This window comes from Salinimicrobium sp. TH3 (genome assembly GCF_026676115.1).
Taxonomy (GTDB): domain Bacteria; phylum Bacteroidota; class Bacteroidia; order Flavobacteriales; family Flavobacteriaceae; genus Salinimicrobium.
Map to the genome: position 1 here is coordinate 36,915 of NZ_JAPONB010000013.1, position 23,634 is coordinate 60,548.

Here is a 23,634-nt window from a genome sequence, read left to right on the forward strand (position 1 = left end):
TTACCGTTCTATTCTTCGCGGGTCAATTCATGAGTACCACCGCCCTGCATCAATATCATTTTATCGGCTTCGGGTTCAAATTCCAGTTTTAATCCGGCTCGGGTGAACTGGAACTTGTTTTCGTCATAAGCTTCAAGAGGAAAAGATGGCTGCCCGGTTCCCTGCCCCATCAAAGTTCCATCTTCTACAAAGATCTCCAGCTTTAGCGGGAAGGTTTCATTGCCATAAGTACCAGTATATTCCTGAAGTTTTTCTTCGGGCACTTCCATGGCAGGCTCAAAAGAAGGAAGTGTAAAGTCCAATCCCCAATAAATACTCATAGCTCCAATTACAATCTCATTAGGAGAGAAATCTGTACCGTTGGAAATATAAGTTACGGCCAGGTCTTCTTCGGGATAGTAGGCACTCATGGAATTAAACCCGTCTATGCCCCCTGTGTGACCATACAGGGTTTTGTCGTTAAAGGGAAAATTAAAAAGCCCCATTCCATAACCATTTTTGAAAGTTTTCATCTGCTCAAAAGTTTCTTGTTTGAGCACTTTCCCTTCAAAGAGAGCTGTGTAAAAGGAATTGAGATCTGAAGGGGTGGAAACTATTGCCCCTGCGCCCATAGGAATACTCATATCGGTTTCGGTAGCTGGTTTCCAATCCTTTTTCTTTTGGTATGAAAAGGCTTCAGCATTATCTGAATTTATTTTTCCGCCGTAATAGGTATCCTTCAGCTCAAGCGGTTCAATAATTCGCTTTTTAAGCACCCCGGCATAGCTATTATTTTCTACATCCTGCAGGATGAAAGAAAGCAGCACGTAATTAGTATTGGAGTATTCGTTCTTTTCCCCGGGCTGGAAGGAAGGCTCATGAGCTTTAAATATTGCCAAAAGATCTTCCTTGGATTTAGGCTCCTCCATGTAATCCAGGTAAGCTTCCTCATTGGTGAAATTAAAAAGCCCGCTTTGGTGCCTTAGCATATCTTCAATGGAAATCTTTTCTGAATTGGGAAGGGAAGGATAAAATTCTGAAAGTTTGGTGTCCAGCGACAATTTCCCCTCTTCAACCAGTTGCAGGATCATGGCGGCAGTAAATGTCTTGGATATTGAACCAATGCGGTATTTGGTACGCACATGGGACTTAATATTTTTAGACATATTGGCATAACCAATACTTTTTGTGTAAACAGGTTTGCCGTTCTTATGAATAGCAAAGCTACCCATCCCCTTGTTGTTCTCTTCAACAGCTTCAAAAAGACTGTCCATTTTCTGAACATCAAATTCCTGCGCCCCAACTATCGAGACGCAAATAAAAGCGAGAAATGTGAATAATTTTTTCATGTTAGATTGATTAAAAGATTGATTGACAGAATAAATCTACATAAAATAGTATTGTGTTATACAAAGTATAATAAATTTTCACATTCCGGTTCTAATAGCTTCAACAGGATCCAGTTTTGATGCTGAAATTGCCGGCACTATTCCCGAAATCAATCCAATGACTGCCGATACTGCTGTACCTATAAACATATTCCAGGAAGAAAGAATGAATTGGAAACTTCCAGTGAACTGGGAGACCACAATAGAACCGACCCACACCAGGAGTAGACCTATAAGACCACCTATAACAGAAAGTATTATGGCTTCAAATAAAAACTGAAACAGGATGAACTTGTTCTTGGCTCCGAGAGATTTTTGAATACCAATAAGGTTCGTACGTTCTTTTACACTAACAAACATGATGTTAGCTATTCCAAACCCCCCTACAAGGAGAGAGAAACCACTAATTATAAGTCCGAAGAAATTCAGCTGCCCTGTCATATTATCGATAAGATCGGTAAAACCTTCCAGTTGATTCACAAAAAAGTTGTTGACATCATCGCGTCGTAACCCCCTGAAGTTTCGGAGCTGTTGTGAGATATATGCTATAAGTTCATTGCTGTCAACATCGGGATCGGGTTTGATAACCACCTGTGGAAAAGTGCCGCGGTTGCTTCCTCCATAGATCCTCCTTACAACATTAACAGGTACAAACACATTTGTGTCATGACTGCCACCAAAAAGGCTTGCCCCCTTCTTTTCCAATACGCCAATTACGGTAAATTTCCTTCCGTAGAGCCTTACCTGCTGCCCCAGGGCATTGCGGTTTCCAAAGAGGTTCTCGTAAACATCATGCCCCAGCACGATGACAGGTGTACCACTAACAGATTCGGCCATATTAAAGAAACGGCCTTCTTCAATCTCAAGGGCTTCAATATCATAATATTCTGAAGAAACAGCAGCTATACCAACGTTTGATGCTGTTTTATCGCTGTACTTAATATTTTCGGGCGGCACATTGAGCACGTAAGACATAGCCGAAACATCGGGTACAGAGCGGCTCAAATATTCATATTCCTCATAGCTAACATCGGGGAATTGTTCCCTTTTCCATTGAGGCACCTCGGTGGGACCAAAAGAGAAACGGGTGAGGATCATGGTGCGGTTATCCAGTGAACTCAGGCTTCCTTTAATTTCCTTCTCCAGTGAATCTACTGCGGCAAGTACAGCAATAATCGAGAAAATCCCAATGGTGACTCCCAGAAGAGACAACATGGTTCGCAGTTTATTGTTTTTGAGAGCGCTTATTGCGAAAAAAAAACTCTCTTTAAGAACCCTTAAATATATTAACATCGTAGTTTTTATGAGTTATTAGATACCTGCACTCCATAAGACGCCGGGTTTGAAAATTCGTTACAAAATAATTATATAATTAAAGGTAGCAGCCCCTTAATTTTATATCGAAATAATTACTTTTGCAACCTCAACAAAACCAACATAATGAGCGACTTCAAATCGGCCAAATCTGCACTTATTTCAGTTTTTAATAAAGACGGGCTTGAACCTGTAGTAAAAAAACTTAATGAACTGGGAATCACCATCTATTCTACGGGAGGAACCGAAAAGTTTATTAAGGACCTGGGGATAGATGTGGTTCCGGTTGAGGATATTACTTCCTATCCTTCCATTCTTGGAGGACGGGTTAAAACCCTTCACCCAAAAGTTTTTGGAGGTATTTTAAACCGAAGTGATAATACCCAGGATAAAGCTGAACTTGAGCAATATGAGATCCCGCAGATCGACATAGTGATCGTGGACCTGTATCCTTTTGAGAAGACAGTAGCTTCGGGTGCTTCAGATGGAGATATTATTGAAAAAATTGACATTGGCGGGATTTCCCTGATAAGGGCAGCCGCCAAGAATTATAATGACGTGACCTGTGTATCATCTGTAGATGATTATGCCGAATTTTTACAGATCATATCAAACAACAACGGAAAAACCAGCCTTAAGGATCGCAAAAGATTTGCTGCAAAGGCTTTTAATATTTCCTCACATTACGATACGGCGATCTTTGATTATCTCAATGAAGATGAGATGGCCTTCAAACAAAGTTTCAATGGGGGACAGGAATTAAGATACGGGGAGAATCCTCATCAAAAAGGGCATTTTTACGGAGATTTTTCGGCCATGTTTGACAAGCTGCATGGTAAGGAGCTTTCATATAACAATCTGCTGGACGTGGATGCTGCAGTCAACCTTATGAACGAATTCCAAAAAGACGCACCTACTTTTGCTATTCTAAAGCACAACAATGCCTGCGGACTGGCACAGAGGGAGTCTTTGCTTGAGGCTTATAAAGATGCTTTGGCAGGGGATCCTGTTTCAGCTTTCGGTGGAATATTGATCAGCAACACCGGGATTGATGAAGCTACTGCCAGGGAGATCCATGAATTGTTCTGCGAAGTTGTTATAGCTCCCGGTTATTCCGAAGCAGCTTTGGATATTTTAAAGGGAAAAAAGAACAGGGTATTATTGGTTCAGAAGGAAACAAATCTTCCGGAGAAGCTGGTACGCACCTGCCTTAATGGAATTTTGGTTCAGGACAGGGATTCAAAAACAGATTCCGAAGAAGATTTAACTTACGCGACAAACAATAAACCTTCACAACAGGAGTTAAATGACCTGTTGTTTGCCTCCAGAATTTGCAAACACACAAAGTCAAATACTATCGTCCTGGTAAAAAACAAACAATTACTTGCGAGCGGTACCGGTCAAACCTCCAGGGTAGATGCCCTTCGACAGAGTATCGACAAAGCAAACTCCTTTGAATTTGACCTTAAAGGAGCGGTAATGGCAAGTGATGCTTTTTTCCCGTTCCCTGATTGTGTAGAAATTGCTGACAAAGCCGGGATCACTGCTGTAATTCAGCCGGGTGGATCTATTAAGGATCAACTAAGTATAGACTATTGCAACGAGAACAATCTTGCTATGGTAATGACCGGCACAAGACATTTTAAACATTAATTTTATTACATTTACCAAACCTCAACTAATCGACTAAAAATGGGATTTTTCGACTTTCTCACTGAAGAAATAGCTATAGATTTAGGAACTGCCAATACACTTATTATCCATAACGATAAGGTTGTGGTTGACAGTCCTTCTATCGTGGCCCGCCACCGTACTACCGGTAAGATCATTGCCGTTGGGAAGGAAGCTGCGATGATGCAGGGAAAAACCCATGAGAATATCAAAACTATTCGACCATTAAAGGACGGGGTAATTGCCGATTTTGATGCATCTGAAAAAATGCTTACCATGTTCATTAGGGAGATTCCTGCACTTAAAAAGAAGATGTTCACCCCCGCTTTGAGAATGGTGATCTGTATCCCTTCTGGAATTACTGAAGTGGAGATGCGTGCGGTAAAGGAAAGTGCCGAAAGAGTTAATGGGAAAGAGGTGTATTTAATACATGAACCAATGGCTGCTGCTATTGGAATTGGAGTGGATATTATGCAACCAAAAGGGAACATGATCGTGGATATAGGTGGTGGTACTACCGAAATCGCAGTGATAGCCCTTGGAGGAATTGTGTGTGATAAATCGGTTAAGATCGCAGGAGACGTTTTTACAAATGACATCGTTTATTACATGCGTACACAACACAACCTTTATGTTGGAGAGCGTACTGCTGAAAAAATAAAAATCCAGATTGGTGCTGCTACCGAAGATCTTGAGGTACCACCAGATGAAATGAACGTTCAGGGAAGGGATCTTCTAACAGGAAAGCCCAAGCAGGTGAATATTTCCTACCGGGAGATTGCCAAAGCCCTTGATAAATCGATTTTAAGGATCGAGGATGCCGTGATGGAAACCCTTTCACAGACTCCGCCGGAACTTGCAGCCGACATTTACAACACCGGGATATATTTAGCCGGTGGAGGATCGATGTTGCGTGGACTGGACAAGAGATTATCACAAAAGACCGATCTTCCGGTTTATATTGCCGAAGATCCTTTACGGGCAGTGGTTCGCGGAACGGGTATTTGCCTGAAAACCCTTCATCGTTACAAGGGGATCTTGATAAAGTAGGACTAGCTTATGCAGCAAATAATTAATTTTCTTATTCGCAATAAGAACAATATTCTATTCTTATTGCTGCTAACCTTTTCCCTGTTTTTGACCATCCAGTCACACTCTTATCAAAAAAGTAAATTTATTAGCTCTGCCAATTTCATGAGCGGCGGCATCTACAGCTGGACAAGCAACATCAACAGCTATTTTCATCTTGAACAATACAATTTACGTTTACTTGAAGAGAATGAAAGACTCCGCACCCGCCTTGCCGGGTATGAAGATTCTCTGGAGATCGAGACCTATAAAGACACCAGTAGTTTTGATGCCGATTACATTTTTAGAGCATCTGAAGTCATTAATAACAATTACGCTAAAATAGACAATTACCTCACAATTAAAAGTGGGGCCCGTGATGGAATTGAGAGAGATATGGGCGTAGTTACAAGTAAGGGAATCGTGGGAATCGTGGAGAACGTTTCCCCAAATTATTCCACAGTAATTTCGATCCTCAATTCTAATTCAAGAATAAACGCGCAGTTGAAACGCTCCAACCATTTTGGGACATTGGTATGGAATGGAGAAGATCCCGCCGTAGTGCAATTAACCGATGTACCATCGGTTGCACCTTTAGCCGAAGGAGACACCATTATTACGGGAGGACGCTCTCTTATCTTTCCCAAAGGCATACCTATAGGTGCCGTGAAGAATTTCTCACTGGACCAGAGCGAGAGCTACTATAATATCGATATCCAACTGTTCAATGACATGACTAACATTGGATATGTTTACATTATTGAAAATACAAGTCAGAGTGAAATAAGAGCCCTTCAAAATCTTACTAAAGATGAATAGTGTAATTTTCACTAACACCCTTCGATTTGTATTGCTGTTATTAGTACAGGTGCTGTTGTTGAATAATATTAATTTTTTGGGTTATATCAATCCTTACCTATACGTTCTCTTTATTCTTTTGTACCCTTTCAATGCTAATCAAACTCTTTTTATATTCCTTAGCTTTCTCCTGGGTTGGGGAGTAGATATTTTTGAAGATAGCGGCGGCATAAATGCTGCAGCATGCGTCGTAGCTGCCTACATTCGGCCGGCAATCCTTCGGTTTTCTTTTGGAGTGAGCTATGACTATCAAACCATTAAATTTTCCAGTACCCAACCGGGATCACGATTAAGTTACGTATTGATCCTTGTACTTGTTCATCATTTTGTATTGTTTTTGTTGGAATTTTTCAATTTTGCACATTTATTGTTACTTCTTAAAAAAACATTTTTTTCGGCAGTGTTTACAATAATTCTTGTTTTTCTAACGCTTGCATTATTCAATAAACGATCCAGATGAGAAAAGTCTTACTTTACATCATAGTTATCACCTCCGGGATTATTTTCCTGGCCAGGCTTTTCTACCTGCAAGTGATGGATGATTCTTTTGTAGGCCTCTCAGAGAACAATGCTATAAAAGTTGTTTATGATTACCCGCAGAGAGGTTTTATATTTGATCGTAATGGAGAGCTTCTTGTTTCCAACCAGCCCTCATATGACGTAATGGTCATTCCCCGTAACTTGAAACCCTTTGATACCACGGAGCTATGTAATATTCTTAGCATATCTACCGAACAGTTAGTAGAGCGGCTGGATAAAGCTAAAATTTATTCCCCTCGCCTGCCATCGGTAGTAATTCCACAGCTCACAAAAGGTGAGTACGCTTATCTGGCTGAAAAAATGCGGAAATATGAAGGTTTCTATATCCAAAAGCGATCCTTACGCGATTACTATACAGAACACGGGGCTAATGTCCTTGGATACATAACCGAAGTTAACCAGCGTATCGTAAACGAAAATTCTTATTACCTTTCCGGAGACCTAATAGGACGCCAGGGCATTGAAGGTTATTACGAAGAATTACTACGAGGCGTAAAAGGAGTAAAATACATACAAAAGGACCGGTTTAATCGTGACATTGGGCCCTATAAAGAAGGTATTTATGACACCCTTCCAAAAAAAGGAAAAGACATAAAAATCACCATTGATTCCGAGCTTCAGCAATATGGGGAGCTTCTCATGGAAAACAAGAGAGGTGGTATTGTTGCTATTGAACCGGCAACAGGAGAGATCCTGGCCATGGTAACAGCCCCGAACTATGATCCCGCCGACCTGGTAGGCCGTAAAAGATCTGAGAATTTCACCAAGCTATGGCTTGATTCTATTAATAACCCTCTTTATGATCGGGGGCTTTTGGCAGAATATCCACCTGGATCGCCTTTTAAGACCATAAATGCCCTTATCGCTTTACAGGAGGGAGTAGTTAATACCGGCGACCGTTTCTCCTGTAATGGAGGCTATTTCTATGGGAGAGGCCGCAAAATGGGTTGTCATGCTCATGCCAGTCCGTTGGATATGGTTCCCGGGATTGCCCAATCCTGTAATGCCTACTTTGCCAACGTCTACAGAAGAATTATTGAAAAATATCCTACTCCGCAGGGAGGAGTAGATGCCTGGGCGGGACATTTAAAAAGCTTTGGGCTGGGAAACTATCTTGGCTCCGATCTTTCCACAGGTCGTCCCGGGAAGATCCCGACTTCGGAATATTATAATAAGATTTACGACTACCCTACCTACAAATGGTTTTCAACAGCCACACTTTCTAATGCCATTGGACAGGGAGAAGTTCTAATGACCCCTATACAACTGGCAAACATGACGGCTGCGATTGCAAACAGGGGGTGGTTCTATACTCCGCATATCCTCAAGGAAGTTGAGGGCTCCCCGCTAAAGGAAGAGGAATTTACCCAAAAGAAGTATACCACAATTGATCCCGAGCATTTTGAGCCTGTTGTGGAAGGTATGCACCAGGTTTACAAAGCAGGTACTGCGGCTGCACTTCAAATCCCCGGGATAGAAATCGCCGGAAAAACAGGTACTGCCGAAAACTTCACCAAAGTAGACGGTAAAAGAATGCAACTCACCGACCATTCTATTTTTATAGCCTTTGCACCTGTTGACAACCCTAAAATAGCCATTGCAGTTTTTGTAGAAAATGGATACTGGGGAGGTAGGTACGCAGGTCGAATTGCCGGTTTAATGATAGAAAAATACATTAAAGGTGAAATTACCCGAAAAGATATGGAGGACTGGATCCTTAAAAACAGTCTCAAAGACGAATACATGAAACCATATAGCGGAGAACCGTTCTTGATCAATGACGGTAAAAAATATGGCTGGGTTGAAAAGAAGCCCAAAAGAATTAATTAACAACTATGCCCAAGACAATTTCCCAGTTCGACTGGCTTACTATTCTTATTTATTTCTTACTGGTAACAATTGGGTGGGTTAATATTTATTCGGCTTCACTTGATGATACTGCCTCTTCTGCGTTCGAATTCGGCCAAATCTATGGAAGACAATTGTTATGGATCCTTTTAAGCGTACTTTTAATAGTGATTCTTCTCTCCCTGGAAGCGAAATTCTATGAACGTTTCGCAAGTGTCATCTATATCATTTCCTTAATTTCCATCCTGGGCCTCTTTTTCTTCGGAAAGACCATTAATGGCGCTACTTCCTGGTATGCCTTCGGAAGCTTTTCCTTACAGCCGGCAGAATTTGCCAAGGTGGCCACAGCACTGGCCCTTTCCAAGTTTATAAGTGATATTCAAACGAACATCCGCGACCTGTCTGACCAATTTAAGGCGTTTGTAATAATTGCCCTGCCTGCTTTGATCATTCTTCCCCAGCCCGATGCAGGGAGTGCCATGGTCTATGCCGCATTTTTCTTTCCGCTTTACAGGGAAGGACTTTCAGGAGTTTATTTAATCGCAGGTACAATAGGGGTGCTGGTGTTTGTTCTAACGCTTGTGTTTAGTCCTATCTGGGTTTCTATTGGTGCGACTGCAGTGGTAATCTTCCTGTATTTCTTCAGAAAGAGAAAGAAACCGGGAATTATTGTTTATCTGAGCATCCTCATCATGGCTGTAGCTCTTTCCTTCTCGGTAGATTACATCTTTCAAAATATCTTTGAACAGCGTCACCGCGACCGGTTCAATATTGTTCTTGGGAAAGAAGTAGATAACCGCGGGATAGGCTACAATACCAACCAGAGTGAGATTGCGATTGGCAGTGGAAGCTGGTTTGGCAAAGGATGGACAGAAGGCACCCAAACAAAAGGAAATTTCGTTCCTGAACAACATACAGATTATATATTTAGCACCGTAGGGGAGGAATGGGGTTTTGTGGGAAGCTCAGTGGTTATCTTCCTGTTTATCTTCTTAATGCTAAGGATCATCCACATGGCCGAAAGGCAGAAATCCCAATTTAACCGGGTTTATGGTTACAGTGTAGCAGGGATACTTTTTGTCCACTTTTTTGTAAATATTGGAATGGTTATAGGCATCTTCCCAACGGTGGGAATACCATTACCATTCTTTAGCTACGGAGGTTCGGGACTATGGGGGTTCACAATACTTCTCTTCATTTTCATCAAGTTGGATTCTGATAGAATGTCCTTCTGGTAGGTTACAGATAGTACCCTAAACTGTTTAACAAGCACCACAAGGTCTTAAAATCCTAATTTGATAAAGCAAATAAGATTAAATTCTGACCGCAGTGAAGCGGATATTTCCAGAATTGGCGGCTATTTTAAACCTGCCTAAAATCCCCTCTTTTTTCTCTTCCCGTTGGGTCTAATGCCATTCTTTGTAAGGCTGCTGGATATAAATATTCCTACCCGTTCTATCTTCTATGGAGATTAGTTCTAAATACAGATAAAGCATAAAAAAAAGGGCTTTAAAAAAGCCCTTTTTAAAATCTAAATTTATCTTCTTCTTATTTTTTAATATCGGCCAGACTTGACTTCTTGATGTTATTCATCTTCATGTCCTCCAGAACATGAACAGCCTCTTCCATATAAATATCACTCCTTAAGTTCTTGTGCCATCTTTCTCTCTTTTGAGCAAGCACGGTATCTAGCTCGAACAATTCCTTTTCATAAGGAAGAGACTCAAAACTTAGGTCAGACTCATACTCAGAAATTTCATCAAATTTCTTAGCCTGCTCTTCATTAAGTTCCATCTCCCTGCTATATTCGGCATAATTAAGTGGGAAAGAAGTGCTATTACGCTGGTCTCTAATCCATTCGGCGTTCTGCTTTATTAGCTCAATATTTTTATTATCTTCCATCCTTTTTTGGCTGTTGGATAATGTCTCCTCAAAATCAATATAACCATCCCACGGCTCAAAAGATGCCGCTTCAATTTGATCCCATGGCAGAGGATTCTTCTGGTCTTTCTCCCCTATGTCAATGAAAGAATAACGATCTGGCACCACAACATCACTTTTAACACCTTCTAATTGAGTTGAACCTCCGTTCACCCTATAGAATTTCTGGGTAGTCATTTTCAAAGCTCCAAGATCTCCAAGATCATTATTTCTCACCCATCGGTTAAGGTCAAGCACATTTTGCACTGTTCCCTTTCCATAGGTTTGTTTACTCCCAATGATCACTGCTCTCTTGTAATCCTGCATTGCGGCTGCAAGAATTTCTGAAGCCGAGGCCGAAAGTTCATTCACAAGTATTACCAATGGACCATCCCAAAGGATTGAGGAATCATTATCCTTTAATATCTCCTGACCCTCCAGTTTGGATTTAACCTGTACAATAGGACCTTCTTTAATGAATAAACCGGCGATATCCACAACAGTTTTTAAGGATCCTCCTCCATTGTTCCTAAGGTCAAGCACAAGCCCGTCCATTCCTTCTTTTTTAAGTCTTATGATCTCCTTCTTAACATCGGAAGCTGCGTTTCTTTCGGAATAATCTTCCATATCAAAATAGAACTTCGGTAGGTTGATCACTCCATATACACGGCCATTTTTTTCCACTTTAGCCGCCTTGGCATAAGTTTCTTCTATTTCTACCACATCCCGAATAATATCTACTTCCTGGATTGTCCCATCAACCTTTTTAAGGGTAAGGGTTACTTTAGATCCTTTTGGGCCTTTGATCAAATTAACTGCATCGTCAAGACGCATTCCTACAACACTTACAGCTTCTTTCTCGTCTTCCTGCTTCACTTTGATGATCTCATCCCCAACTTCTACTTCTTCGCCTCTCCAAGCCGGTCCTCCAGATATCACTTCAACGATCTTAACATTATCATTTTTCTTTTGAAGACGGGCACCAATACCTTCCAGCTTTCCACTCATGGCCATATCGAAACGATCTTTGTCCTGAGGTGCAAAATAAAAAGTGTGTGGATCAAACTCCTCTACAATAGCATTAACATAGACAGAAAACCAATCTTTCCTTTCTAGGTCATCACTAAAATCAAAATATTCATTTAGAGAATTCCTGGTTAACTCCCGGGCTTCCTCTTCAAGTTGAGCATCTGTCTTTACAGCATAATCTGGATCATTCTTCAATTCACGCTCCTGCTCTTTCTTTTTATCGTAAAAATTTGAAATGGCCGAAAACTTAAGCTGCTTTCTCCATCTTTCCTTCATTTCTTCTTTAGAGGTAACATAGCCTCTTTTACTATAATCTGTATCCAGCGCCTCATTTTTATTGAAATTGAAAGGCTTATCAAGAACTTCTTCGTAGATCTCTTCGGCTTCGGCCATACGTTCTAACAAACGGGTATGAGTAAGGTCGAAGAAGTTGATCTCACTGTTTTTTATCTGGTCATCAATAAGGGTTTCATACTTCTGGAATTCTTCAATATCACTGGCGTAGAAATATCTCTTTAGAGGATCAAGAGCCTCGAGGTAATCTTTATAAACCTCAGCAGAAAAGGAATCATCTATTTCCTTGGCATCATAATGTCCATTTTTAAGAACGTACGATATCAATTCAATTAAGGTTTTATCTTTATTGGGGTCGTTGAATGTCTTTGTGGTAAAACTGCAAGAAGCCGCAGCAAACAGCAAAACCAGCACCAGTAGTTTATAGTTCCTTTTCATCATGGATTGAATTTTCGTCATTAGTATACCTGTAATACAGTAAAAACTATGCCAACTTCTATAGTCTTCTCCTTTTTTGTTAATTTACGAATATAAGTCTTTCCTCAGGAAATTAATTTATTTTAGCAGCCATAAATTTTTCATAAATGTCTCAGGAAAAACCGCTGATCTTAGTAACCAATGATGACGGAATTACGGCTCCCGGAATAAGAGCCTTAATAGATGTAATGAAGCAGCTGGGAGATGTAATCGTGGTAGCACCCGATAGTCCGCAGAGTGGAATGGGACACGCCATTACCATTAGCGACACCCTCTTTTGTGATCAAATCACTGTCAAGGAAACTTACAAGCACAAGGAATACAGTTGCTCGGGTACTCCTGCCGATTGTGTCAAGATCGCAACCCAGGAAATCCTTCACCGCAAACCCGATCTTTGTGTGAGTGGTGTAAACCATGGTTCCAACTCTTCCATTAATGTAATTTATTCTGGCACCATGAGTGCTGCGGTGGAAGCAGGAATTGAAGGGATCCCCGCAATAGGCTTTTCTCTTTTGGATTATTCCTTAAATGCCGATTTCGAACCCTGTAAGAAGTTTATAAAACGAATTACCCGACAGGTCCTAAAACACGGCCTCCCAAAAGGGGTGGTCCTAAACGTAAACCTTCCGAAGTTAAAGGAATCGGAGATCAAGGGAATAAAAGTCTGCCGGCAGGCAAATGCACGATGGGAAGAAGAATTTGATAAAAGAACAAATCCACAGGGCCGCGATTATTACTGGCTTTCAGGAAAATTTATTAATGAAGACGAGGGAGAAGACAGTGACGAGTATGCCCTTTCACAAGGATATGTTTCTGTCGTACCTGTACAATTTGATCTCACGGCCCATCAATTCCTAAGAGATCTAAATACCTGGGACCTCAATGATTAAAAAAGAGATCTTTATTGGTTTTTTAACAGGCATAGCTGCAAACCTAACTGGGATGCTAATTTATATCCTGATTTTTTCAGATTTACCGGTATGGGAAACACTTCAGGAATCATGGCGCGGTGGATTTATCGGCACGCTTATAACCGCGGGGGCCATTCTAAATTTCCTCCCATTTTTCTATTTTTTGAAAAAAGAAAAGATCTATCGTGCCCGTGGAGTTTTAATGGCCTCGATTCTTGCTGCAGTAGTCATTGCCATAATTAAGCTCACTTAATATGAAGTATTATATTATTGCAGGAGAAGCTTCGGGAGACCTACATGCGGCAAACCTCATGAAGGCTTTAAAGAAGACCGATCCCGAAGCCCAATTCAGGTTTTGGGGAGGGGATTTAATGCAGGCCGAAGGCGGCACTCCCGTGAGACACTATCGCGACCTCGCATTCATGGGTTTTGCCGAAGTCATTATGAACCTGCGTACAATTCTACGCAACATTTCCTTCTGTAAAAATGATATTAAAGATTGGGCTCCCCACGTCATCATTTTTGTGGACTATCCCGGCTTTAATTTGCGAATTGCCAAATGGGCGCATCATGAAGGCTACAAAACCCATTTTTATATCTCTCCGCAAATTTGGGCCTGGAAAGAGAACAGGATAAAGGACATTCAGCGGGATATCGATGAAATGTATGTGATCCTGCCTTTTGAGAAAGAGTTTTATGAGAACAAGCATGACTACAAAGTAAATTTTGTTGGTCATCCTCTCATAGACGCCATTGCAGATCGCACTCCCGCAGATATCAAAAAAACAAGAGTCGAACACGGCTTGGATGACCGGCCTGTGATCGCCGTTCTCCCCGGAAGCCGAAAACAGGAGATCTCCAAAATGCTGAAGATCATGCTTAGTGTTACCGAAGATTTTAAAGATTATCAGTTCGTCATCGCAGGAGCACCCAGCCAGGAAGAGGAGTTTTACCGGCCGTTCATCAAGAAGAAAAATGTACACCTGGTAATGAACCGCACTTATGATGTTCTTGAAATATCCACTGCTGCCCTGGTAACATCGGGTACAGCTACCCTTGAAACTGCCCTTCTTAAGGTGCCGGAAGTTGTTTGTTACAAAGGCAATTTTATATCCTATCAAATCGCAAAACGGGTTATCAATTTAGAGTATATCTCCCTGGTAAATCTTATCATGGAGCGGGAAGTGGTCAAGGAACTTATTCAAAATGACTTTAACCGGCCTAATCTTAAAAAGGAACTTTCCAAAATTCTGGACGGGGAACATAGAAAAAAGGTCTTTGCAGATTATCACGAACTGGAGCAAAAATTAGGAGGCAAAGGGGCAAGTGAAAAGACAGCGCAGCTTATTTTTGAAAAAATTTCTGCTTCATGAAGATCTGGAAGTTCTCATTCTTGCTACTCGTGGTTTTCTTAACCTCCTGTGGGACCCAAAAAAACACTTCAGCACATCAGCAGCAAATACCTCCCGAAAGACAACAGACTTATGCGGCGCTTCCCGATTTTTACGATCCCGATGAAGAGACGATAGAAGCCCTTCCAGAGGAAACCTTCAGTATTGTAGATTACGCATTCCAATTTTTGGGAACAAGTTATAAATACGGTGGCACCACTACCCAGGGCATGGACTGCTCCGGCCTGGTTTATACCTGTTTTTTAGAAAATAATATTGAATTGCCACGCTCCTCCCGGGATATGGCATTATTGGGCGAGGAACTCGATCTTCCACAGGTAAGAACCGGGGATCTGTTGTTTTTTAAGACCGACAGGCGTAGTAAGAACATAAATCATGTTGGCCTGGTGGTACAACTGGATGATGACAAGATCCTTTTCATTCATTCCAGCTCTTCCCGCGGGGTGATCATTTCGGGTCTTGAGGAGACCTATTGGCGCGAACATTTTGTGATGGCCCGCCGCATACTTTAAATTATTATCTTCGGGTAAACACCTGATCAATAATAGTTTGAACACTGCAATAATTCGGCTCACCCTTTTGCTGCTTCTGGGAATTTGCAGCGGATTTTTTCTGGAATTATCCCTTAAAATGACCTTTTTGACACTGCTGCCGGGGCTAATCCTATTTTTTATCTCCTATCTTAGAGCCAGAAAGTTGCTTTTCCCCGATCTATTCTTCGGAAGCAGTGTGCTTCTCCTCTTTTTTCTCCTCGGAATTGTTGTCAGCAGCCTTCACCTGCCGCAGCATCAGCCAAACCACTATCTCAACAAAATATCTTCCGAAGAAATCCCGCTCCTGAAGCTTGGTATCAAAGAAAGCCTGAAACCCGATCTCTACAGCAATAAATTTATTGCCGAAGTTGAAGCGGTCAATGGAAAATCCTCCTTTGGGAAACTTCTGCTTCTCACTCCAAAAGACAGCCTTAAAAAGCCATTTCTGGAAGGTGAGAAGATCATGCTTTCCTCACCTCTGGATCCTATAGCCGCTCCTCTCAATCCACATCAATTCGATTATTCCGCTTTTATGTCCCGAAAGGACATATGGCGGCAATCTGATTCCCGAAAGGGAGCCTATATTAAATTATCAGACCACAATTCTGGAATCAGCACTGCAGCTGCAAACTTTCGAAAGAAAATAACTCACGCCTTAGAAGAAAATAATTTCGGAAAAGACGAACTTTCGCTGGTCCAGGCACTGCTGCTGGGCCAAAAGCAGGATATCTCTGCTGCAACCTATAACAATTTTGCGGCAGCGGGGGCCATTCATATTCTGGCAGTTTCGGGGCTGCACGTGGGAATCATATTACTCCTCCTGCACCAGATGTTTAAACCCCTGGAAAGATTCAAAAAAGGCAAACTGATAAAGACACTCATTGTCATTTTATGTCTGTGGGGTTTCGCCATTCTTGCAGGGCTTTCTCCTTCGGTAGTGAGGGCGGTAACTATGTTCAGTTTTTTGGCAGTAGGAATGGAAATGAACAGGCGAACAAGTGCACTTAATTCGGTTTTCCTATCCCTCATGCTCCTCCTACTCATTAAGCCACAGTGGATATTTGAAGTGGGTTTTCAACTTAGTTATCTTGCGCTACTTTCCATTATACTATTTCAACCTCTTTTGCGCCACCTCTACTCTCCATCTAACCGGATTGGTAAATATTTCTGGGATCTATTAACGGTTACCATTGCTGCACAGGTGGGAGTCCTGCCTCTAAGTCTATACTATTTTCATCAATTTCCCGGACTGTTCTTTCTTTCAAACCTGCTTATCCTCCCTTTTCTAGGCCTCATCCTTATTTTGGGCGTGCTGGTGATCTTTCTGGCGCTTTTAGACATTCTCCCCTATTATCTTGCCGAAACTTACGAGAGGATCATTGAAACACTCATAGAAACCGTCAGTTGGATTGCAGGTCACGAACAATTTCTATTCAAAGATATTTCCTTTAACCTTCCTGAAGTGCTGTCCTGGTATTTCTTTTTTTTCCTTTTATTCCTGTTGTGGAGATCCTTTAATTACAGAAGGATCATTGCCGTCCTTTGTAGTGTTTTAGTTCTTCAGGCAGTTTATATTACTTCTGAATTTCAAAAGAGTGACCGTCTAATCATCTTCCATAAAAACCGGAACAGCATAATTGGGATACAGGAGAACGGGAAACTTAAGGCATACCATGATCTAAAGGTACCGGCCAAAGATTTAAGATTACTTCAAAATTATACTGTAGGAGAAGATCTCTCTGGTATAGAAGAAAAACCATTAAAAAATATTTACATTCAAAAAGGGCATTTTCTGATTATGATTGACAGCAGCGGAATCCTTCCGCAGGAAATTCCGCAAGACACTAAGCTGCTCCTTACAGGCTCTCCCCGATTAAATTTCGACCGGGTTTTGAGTAACTCAAAGCCGAAGGTAATCATTGCCGATGGCAGTAATTACCCTTCACTCATCAAAAAATGGGAAGAAACGGCTATAAAAAATAATATTCCCTTCTATTATACCGGGCAGGACGGAGCCTATATTATTGAATAAAAAAACCTCACAGTTGTAATTTGTGAGGTTCAAAGTTCTATTATTATTCCATTGCTAATTCGAAACTGCGAATTCATTATTAAACCCTTCAGAATAAGATTGAAAAGCTTCGGGACTGGTAATATCCTTATAATCTTCCCCCACAAACATCTTCAGAAATAGCTCCAGTTGATGCGGAGTACGGTAACCGGGAATAGGGCCAATAAGATTACCTTTTTCATCAAAAAAGACCAGGCTTGGATAACCTGTGATCTTCATCGCCCGGGCGAAATCATGCTGACTGTTTCGCCCTCTCCTGTTAGGATCATAGTTGGGATTTTTAAAGGTCATCCCGCGGTAATTAACTTCCTCTGTTCCTTCGGCATTAAATTTTACAGGATAGTAATTTTTATTCACATACTTTATGACATCCTCATTAGAAAAAGTGTTTTTATCCAACATTTTACAAGGCCCACACCAGGTGGTATAGGCATCCAGAAATATTTTTTTAGGCTTTTCCTTTTGAGCTTCAAGTGCTTCATTCATGGTCATCCACTTGATCTCTTGCGCTACCATAACAGGTGACGCAAGTAACAATATTATAAGACTGAGAATAATTTTTTTCATGCTTTTTCTTTCTCCTTTAGCAATAGCAATGGTCATACCTAATTTAAAAAAATACGCCCTCATAAAGAGGGCGTAAAAATACATTTTTTAGAAGGAAACTATTTTACTCCGTGCATCAATTTCTTTAACAAAGGATTTAAAAGCGCAACCAATACTCCGGCTGCAATTGGCACAATGGTAAATATGAGGAAAAAAGCAGAAAGACTATACTGTTCGGTAATTTCATTAATCATTCCTCCAAAGGAACCTGCCAGTTTATTTCCTATGGCAATTGCCAAATACCACATCCCGAACATGAAAGCGATCATTCGCGCCGGTACCAGTTTACTAACATAAGAAAGTCCCAGCGGCGATAAACATAATTCCCCCAGGGTATGAAAAAGGTACGCCAGGATAAGCCAGATCATACTCACCTTTGCACCTTCGGCTACACCACTTGAGCCAAAGGCCAGTAAGCCAAAACCTATTCCCAGGAGTATCAATCCAAAACTGTACTTCCATGCTGCAGAAGGATTGTACTTGCTCTCCCACCATTTCGAGAAGAAAGAAGCGAAGACAATAATAAAGAATGAGTTAAGAATACTGAACCACGAAACGGTGATCTCTGTAGCATCCCCCTGAAATTCCCTTACCAGCATCCAGATCACAATTGCCCAAATAAGGGCAAAGCAAATAACCAGCACGATATTAGAGCCCAAAACCCGTTTATAGGTCTGCCTCCATAACAGGAAGAGCACCCAGGTAATGATCATGAGCGGTATCACTGTGAGAAGGGTATTAAATATATTGAAAACTGTCGCCCCTGTACCTGTCAGCAAACGGTCTACAGAATCACGTGCAAAAATAATTAGTGATGTAGCTCCCTGTTCAAAGGACATCCAGAAGAAAACAGTAAAAAAGGCAAAGATGATCACTGCAATCATTCGGTCACGAACAACTTTTGCATAACGGGCAATTCGGGAAATGACCAGAACGAGAAAGAGACCTAGACCTATTAAAGCCAAGGCTAGTGGTCCAGAGAAAGGTTCACCTCTAAAGTCAAAAGGCATTACTGCCGGCAGCAGATTGAGATCTGCAATCCTGGAAACCGGGTCATTGATCAAATAAAGTAAACCAATAATAGAAGTTGCAAGGACAAGAATTTTGTCAAAAAGGGTAAACGGGTTGTGAGTATGATCTTTTACTCCCGATGCTTCTTCTTTAGCTTTTTCTTCGGCCAGTTTAGCTTTATCTGGCACGCCTCCTATGTTGCCAAAGAGAGGTTTTGCAAGCCAGAACTGAAGTGTCCCCAGAAACATAAAAATTCCCGCGAGACCAAAGCCCCAGCTCCATCCTACTCTTTCGGCGAGGTATCCGCACAGCATCATTCCAAAGAACGCTCCGGCATTAACTCCCATGTAAAAGATAGTGTAAGCCCCATCTTTTTTATCGGGTTTACCATCATACATTTCAGAAATAATGGAGGTGATATTGGGTTTAAAGAAACCCGTACCTATTACCAGCAAGCCCAGACCAAAATAGAGGGAGAATTCTGTCTCCAGGGCCATTGAGGCGTGACCGGCGGTCATAATAGCTGCTCCAATGACTACAGCCCAGCGATAGCCGGTGATCTTATCGGCAATGATACCACCTGCAATAGGTGTAAGGTAAAGTAACCCGGCATAGGTTCCAAAAAGGGCGCCTGCATTTTCTGCACTCCAGCCCCAACCAGGATTATCCACTCCTACAATTGCCATTGTAAGGAAGTTGATAAGGAGTACTCTCATTCCGTAGAAAGAGAAGCGCTCCCACATTTCGGTAAAGAAAAGAACAAAAAGGCCTGCGGGGTGACCTAAAACTTTTGATTTAAAGAAATCGTTCTCTGCCGCCGGAACCGTAGCTGCCATTATCTTCTTCTTTTATTTTCTTCTTTTTCTACAAGATCTTCATCTCCAAGTTCAAAATTTTCCTGTTGTGGTAATTCTCTCTCTTCATCTTCCACTCCGTGAGTAAGGCGTTTAAGAGGTTTGAGCATCAACAACACCAGTACAGCAAAGGCGACGGTGAAGATGGTAATACCCATGAAAATAGTTCCATCCCCGGCTTCGGAAGAATATTCTCCTACGATCCCCGCAACCTTATTTCCAAGACCAGTCGCTGCAAAGTAGACCCCCATCATTAAAGATGCATATTTTACGGGAGCCAGCTTGGTAATGAATGAAAGTGCAACCGGCGAAGAACTCAGTTCCCCTATTGTGTGGAAAAGATAAGCTAATACCAACCAATACATGGCTGAAGCTCCATTGTTCTGAAATTCCATTGATGCAAACACCATGAAAACAAATCCAAGTCCCATTATGATGACCCCTATCGCCATTTTGAAAATAGAAGAAGCTTCTTTACTCTTCAATTTTCTTTTAGCCCAGAAGTTGGCTACGATCACTCCGAAAATGATAATGAATAGTGCATTTAAGGACTGAAACCAAGAAGCAGGCACTTCGCTACCTATCAATGGCAGACTAAAGGGTAAAGACCTGTCGGTTTTTTCAAGAGCATAGATATTCATAAGTCCTCCCGCCTGTTCAAAGGCTCCCCAGAATACAATTACAAGAATAAAGGAGAGCAGCATCACCACGTAGCGATCTTTCATCACCTGAGTTGTAAGATCCTTGTATACCATCAACATCATAGCGGTTACAAAAGTCAGGAATATGAAAAGGAAACCGTATGCTATGTCTATGGCTAGAAGATAATAGATTGACCCTGCCAGTAATACACCAGTGACTGTTAACTGTAGCGGGGATTTAAAAAGATCTGTAAACATTCCTCCAAAGGAAGCACCTGAATCTCTTTCGGCTTTGGAGAGCAGGTTACCTACCTCTACAAGATATTTTTGCCCCCAAAGGTATACGAGAAGTCCAAATGCCATGGCTATTCCTGCAAGACCGAAGCCCCAGTGCCATCCAATATTCTCGCCAACATACCCTACAATTAAACTTGAAAGAAAAGCTCCAAGGTTGATTCCAATGTAAAAAATAGTAAATCCTTTATCTCGACGAATGTCTCCTTCTTTGTAAAGACCTCCCACCATGGTAGAGATGTTTGGTTTAAGCATTCCAACACCGGCAATGATCAACCCAAGCCCGGTATAGAAGGCCCACATTTCTTCAACTGCCAGGATTCCGTGTCCTGCCACTAAAATTATTCCTCCCCACAACACCGCTTTTTTCTGACCAAGAAGTTTATCGGCTATGATACCTCCGGGAATGGAAGCAACATATACCAACATGGTGTACCAGCCGTAAAGCGCCAAAGCTTCGGCGTTGGTCCAGCCCAGCCCTGCGTTACCGCCCTGGGTGGCACTTACAAGATAAAGTACCAGGATAGCGCGCATTCCATAATAGGAGAAACGCTCCCACATTTCGGTGAAAAACAGAATGTAAAGACCTACCGGATGACCAAATAATTCGCGTCTATGCGCTGCTGTTGTTGCCTGTGCCATTATAGGGATGATTTGATATTAGGGTTAATTTTTAAATTTTCTTCAATAAAATTTGTCATGAGCGTGTACAAATGTAAACGGGTATTGCCCCCGTAAATGCCATGATTTTTGTCGGGATATATTGCCCAGTCAAACTGCTTATTTGCCTGCACCAAAGCCTCGACCATCCTCATGGTATTCTGCACATGTACGTTGTCATCTCCAGTCCCATGGATGAGCAGATAATCTCCTTTTAATTTCTCCACATGGTTGATAGGCGAATTCTCATCATAGCCCGATGGATTCTCCTGCGGAGTAGTCATGTATCTTTCTGTATAAATACTATCGTAGAACCTCCAGCTGGTCACGGGTGCAACCGCAATTGCCATTGCGTACACATCATTCCCTTTTAACAATGCATTGGAAGACATAAAGCCTCCATAACTCCATCCCCATATTCCCATATTATCCTCATCAATATACTCACGGGCACCGAGGATCCTGGCTGCTTCAATAATATCTTCAACCTCAAACTTCCCAAGTTCCTTCTGAGTAACCTTTTTAAAGGCGGCGCCTTTAAAACCGGTACCACGGGGATCTATACCCACAACTACGTAACCTTTGCCTGCCAGCATTTGATACCAGTAATCATTTGTGCTGTTAAAACGATTTCCTACTTCCTGTGAACCAGGTCCTGAATACTGTGCTACAAACAATGGATATTCCCTCGAAGGATCGAAATTAGGTGGTTTGATCATCCACATATTAAGATCGGAACCATTCACTGCAAGAGTAGAAAATTCTTTAGGAACGATCTCGTATTCTGCCATTTTCTCGAGCAGCTTCTCATTGTTAAGTACCTCCCTTACAAGCTTTCCATTCTTAGCAAGGTGAAGTGTAAATTCATAAGGTGTAGTTGCGCTGTTATAGCTGTTGATGAAGTAAGTATAATCTGCACTAAAATCGGCGCTGTTTTGGCCTACCTTATCGGTAAGCTGCTCTTTATTCTTTCCGTTCGTTTTCACCGAGAAAACATCACGGTTAATACTTCCGTTCTCGGTACTTTGATAGAAGATCGTATTTGTTTTTGGATCAAGTCCGTAATAATTAGTCACCTCCCAGTTTCCTCTGGTCACCTGGTTCTTTAGCTTTCCTGTCTTATCGTAAAGGTAAATATGGTTCCAGCCATCTTTTTCACTGGTCCAGATAAAGCTGTTGTCTTCCAAAAATGTCAAATTATCGGTCACATCAACATAAGCCTCATCGGTTTCAGTAAGTACAACTTCTGCTTCATTTTTTTTAGCATTTACAAAAAGCAGGTCCAGCACATTCTGGTGACGGTTAAGCACCTGTGCACTTAAAACATTCGCATCATTTGTCCATTTGATCCTCGGAATGTAGAAATCTTTATAATCCCCCAGATTTACATCTGAAATTTCTTTCTGCTCAAGATCATAAATATGAAGACTTACATCTGAATTTTTCTCTCCGGCCTTTGGATACTTAAAAGTAGATTGTGAAGGATAAAGATCCTGCCCGTAAACATCCATAGAGAATTCGGGCACTTCAGTCTCATCAAATTTTAAAAAGGCGATCTTTTCGCCGGTCTTGTTCCACTGGAAAGCGCGTACAAATGAAAATTCCTCTTCGTACACCCAGTCGGCAACCCCATTGATGATCTTGTTCATCTCCCCGTCATTGGTAACCTGCGTTACTTCGCCTGTAGAAAGATCCTTTACGAAAATGTCATTTTTGAATACATAGGCAACCTTCTCCCCGTTTGGCGACAGGGTAGGTTCTTTGATTTTATCATCAGAGATCTTTTTAAGCTCGCCGCTTTGCAGGTCGTACACGTAGAAAATTCCGCGGGTGGAATGCCTGTAGATAGATTCTATTTCTGTACCCAGCACTAACTTGTTCTCGTTTTCACTGAATTCATAGCCGGAAAAAGTCTCGATCTCTTTAAGGTCTTTACTATTCAAAATCGTACGGGTCTTCTCCCCGGTTTTATAGGAGTAAACATCTATGGAAGATGTCCCGGCGCTGCGGTCAAAATTTAAAACCACATATTCTTTTCCATTATTGAGGGATTGCAGGGCTTCCATCCTTTCCTGACGGAAAGTGCCTCCCCAAATATCTTCAAGTGTAATGTCTTTTTTCTGTGCAGTAAGAACTGTTGTGGCCGAAAGAAAAAGGGCAAAAAGCCCGTGGGTCAACTTCATTATTTGCGATTAAAATTTTTGCTTGCCAAGTTTAGTGAAAATTCGGCTAAAAAACAGGTTTTCTCCTGTTAA

Annotated in this window: 18 protein-coding genes; 11 read left to right on the top strand and 7 right to left on the bottom strand. The window is 41.6% G+C overall.

The annotated features are described in order from the left end of the window. Positions 1-8: 8 nt before the first annotated feature. The gene (locus tag OU683_RS15790) at positions 9-1,328 is read right to left on the bottom strand and encodes a serine hydrolase domain-containing protein (RefSeq protein WP_268140034.1); all 1,320 of its coding nucleotides are present in this window, start codon (positions 1,326-1,328) and stop codon (positions 9-11) included. A 78-nt stretch (positions 1,329-1,406) separates the two neighbouring features. After that, a complete protein-coding gene (locus OU683_RS15795; protein WP_268140036.1) occupies positions 1,407-2,660 on the bottom strand; it encodes an ABC transporter permease in 1,254 nt (417 codons plus the stop codon). Between the two features lie 147 nt (positions 2,661-2,807). On the opposite strand from OU683_RS15795, the gene purH reads away from it, so the two are divergent. Genes purH through rodA form a run of 6 tightly spaced genes read left to right on the top strand, consistent with a single transcriptional unit; the run spans position 2,808 to position 9,904 of the window. Next, on the top strand, positions 2,808-4,334 hold the full coding sequence (gene purH, locus OU683_RS15800; protein WP_268140038.1) for a bifunctional phosphoribosylaminoimidazolecarboxamide formyltransferase/IMP cyclohydrolase: 1,527 nt from the start codon (positions 2,808-2,810) through the stop codon (positions 4,332-4,334). Positions 4,335-4,373: 39 nt separating this feature from the next. Beyond that, a complete protein-coding gene (locus OU683_RS15805; RefSeq protein ID WP_029034217.1) occupies positions 4,374-5,402 on the top strand; it encodes a rod shape-determining protein in 1,029 nt (342 codons plus the stop codon). 9 nt (positions 5,403-5,411) lie between these two features. Further along, positions 5,412-6,239, top strand: coding sequence for a rod shape-determining protein MreC (gene mreC / locus OU683_RS15810; protein WP_268140040.1), 828 nt, complete (start codon positions 5,412-5,414; stop codon positions 6,237-6,239). Next, positions 6,232-6,738 (top strand): rod shape-determining protein MreD, encoded by a 507-nt coding sequence (locus OU683_RS15815; RefSeq protein ID WP_228915867.1) that lies wholly within the window; start codon positions 6,232-6,234, stop codon positions 6,736-6,738. Before mreC ends, OU683_RS15815 begins: the two co-directional genes overlap by 8 nt. Then, positions 6,735-8,648, top strand: a complete 1,914-nt coding sequence (gene mrdA, locus OU683_RS15820; RefSeq protein ID WP_268140044.1) for a penicillin-binding protein 2 — start codon at positions 6,735-6,737, stop codon at positions 8,646-8,648. Before OU683_RS15815 ends, mrdA begins: the two co-directional genes overlap by 4 nt. Positions 8,649-8,653: 5 nt before the next feature. After that, positions 8,654-9,904: a rod shape-determining protein RodA gene (gene rodA, locus OU683_RS15825; RefSeq protein WP_268140046.1), complete on the top strand. Its 1,251-nt coding sequence runs from the start codon at positions 8,654-8,656 to the stop codon at positions 9,902-9,904. Between the two features lie 310 nt (positions 9,905-10,214). Here rodA and OU683_RS15830 read toward each other — a convergent pair whose 3' ends face one another. Further along, positions 10,215-12,347 (bottom strand): carboxy terminal-processing peptidase, encoded by a 2,133-nt coding sequence (locus OU683_RS15830; RefSeq protein WP_268140089.1) that lies wholly within the window; start codon positions 12,345-12,347, stop codon positions 10,215-10,217. Positions 12,348-12,493: 146 nt separating this feature from the next. On the opposite strand from OU683_RS15830, the gene surE reads away from it, so the two are divergent. The 5 genes from surE to OU683_RS15855 all read left to right on the top strand — a co-directional run bounded on the left by surE (position 12,494) and on the right by OU683_RS15855 (position 17,274). After that, positions 12,494-13,276: a 5'/3'-nucleotidase SurE gene (gene surE / locus OU683_RS15835; RefSeq protein ID WP_228915861.1), complete on the top strand. Its 783-nt coding sequence runs from the start codon at positions 12,494-12,496 to the stop codon at positions 13,274-13,276. After that, the gene (locus OU683_RS15840; protein WP_268140049.1) at positions 13,269-13,550 is read left to right on the top strand and encodes a hypothetical protein; all 282 of its coding nucleotides are present in this window, start codon (positions 13,269-13,271) and stop codon (positions 13,548-13,550) included. The genes surE and OU683_RS15840 overlap by 8 nt, the downstream gene beginning before the upstream one ends. A 1-nt stretch (position 13,551) precedes the next feature. Beyond that, positions 13,552-14,670 carry a lipid-A-disaccharide synthase gene (gene lpxB, locus OU683_RS15845; RefSeq protein ID WP_268140051.1) on the top strand — a complete coding sequence of 373 codons (1,119 nt, stop codon included), beginning with the start codon at positions 13,552-13,554 and terminating at the stop codon, positions 14,668-14,670. Next, the gene (locus OU683_RS15850) at positions 14,667-15,221 is read left to right on the top strand and encodes a C40 family peptidase (protein ID WP_268140053.1); all 555 of its coding nucleotides are present in this window, start codon (positions 14,667-14,669) and stop codon (positions 15,219-15,221) included. Before lpxB ends, OU683_RS15850 begins: the two co-directional genes overlap by 4 nt. A 118-nt stretch (positions 15,222-15,339) precedes the next feature. Then, the gene (locus OU683_RS15855) at positions 15,340-17,274 is read left to right on the top strand and encodes a ComEC/Rec2 family competence protein (RefSeq protein WP_268140055.1); all 1,935 of its coding nucleotides are present in this window, start codon (positions 15,340-15,342) and stop codon (positions 17,272-17,274) included. A 54-nt stretch (positions 17,275-17,328) separates the two neighbouring features. Here OU683_RS15855 and OU683_RS15860 read toward each other — a convergent pair whose 3' ends face one another. The 4 genes from OU683_RS15860 to OU683_RS15875 all read right to left on the bottom strand — a co-directional run bounded on the left by OU683_RS15860 (position 17,329) and on the right by OU683_RS15875 (position 23,562). Next, positions 17,329-17,880, bottom strand: a complete 552-nt coding sequence (locus OU683_RS15860) for a thioredoxin family protein (RefSeq protein WP_268140057.1) — start codon at positions 17,878-17,880, stop codon at positions 17,329-17,331. Positions 17,881-17,978: 98 nt separating this feature from the next. Then, on the bottom strand, positions 17,979-19,766 hold the full coding sequence (locus OU683_RS15865; RefSeq protein ID WP_268140059.1) for a peptide MFS transporter: 1,788 nt from the start codon (positions 19,764-19,766) through the stop codon (positions 17,979-17,981). Further along, entirely contained in the window at positions 19,766-21,361 is a 1,596-nt protein-coding gene (locus OU683_RS15870) for a peptide MFS transporter (RefSeq protein ID WP_268140061.1), read from the bottom strand. The genes OU683_RS15865 and OU683_RS15870 overlap by 1 nt, the downstream gene beginning before the upstream one ends. After that, positions 21,361-23,562 carry a S9 family peptidase gene (locus tag OU683_RS15875; RefSeq protein ID WP_268140063.1) on the bottom strand — a complete coding sequence of 734 codons (2,202 nt, stop codon included), beginning with the start codon at positions 23,560-23,562 and terminating at the stop codon, positions 21,361-21,363. The genes OU683_RS15870 and OU683_RS15875 overlap by 1 nt, the downstream gene beginning before the upstream one ends. Positions 23,563-23,634 lie beyond the last annotated feature (72 nt).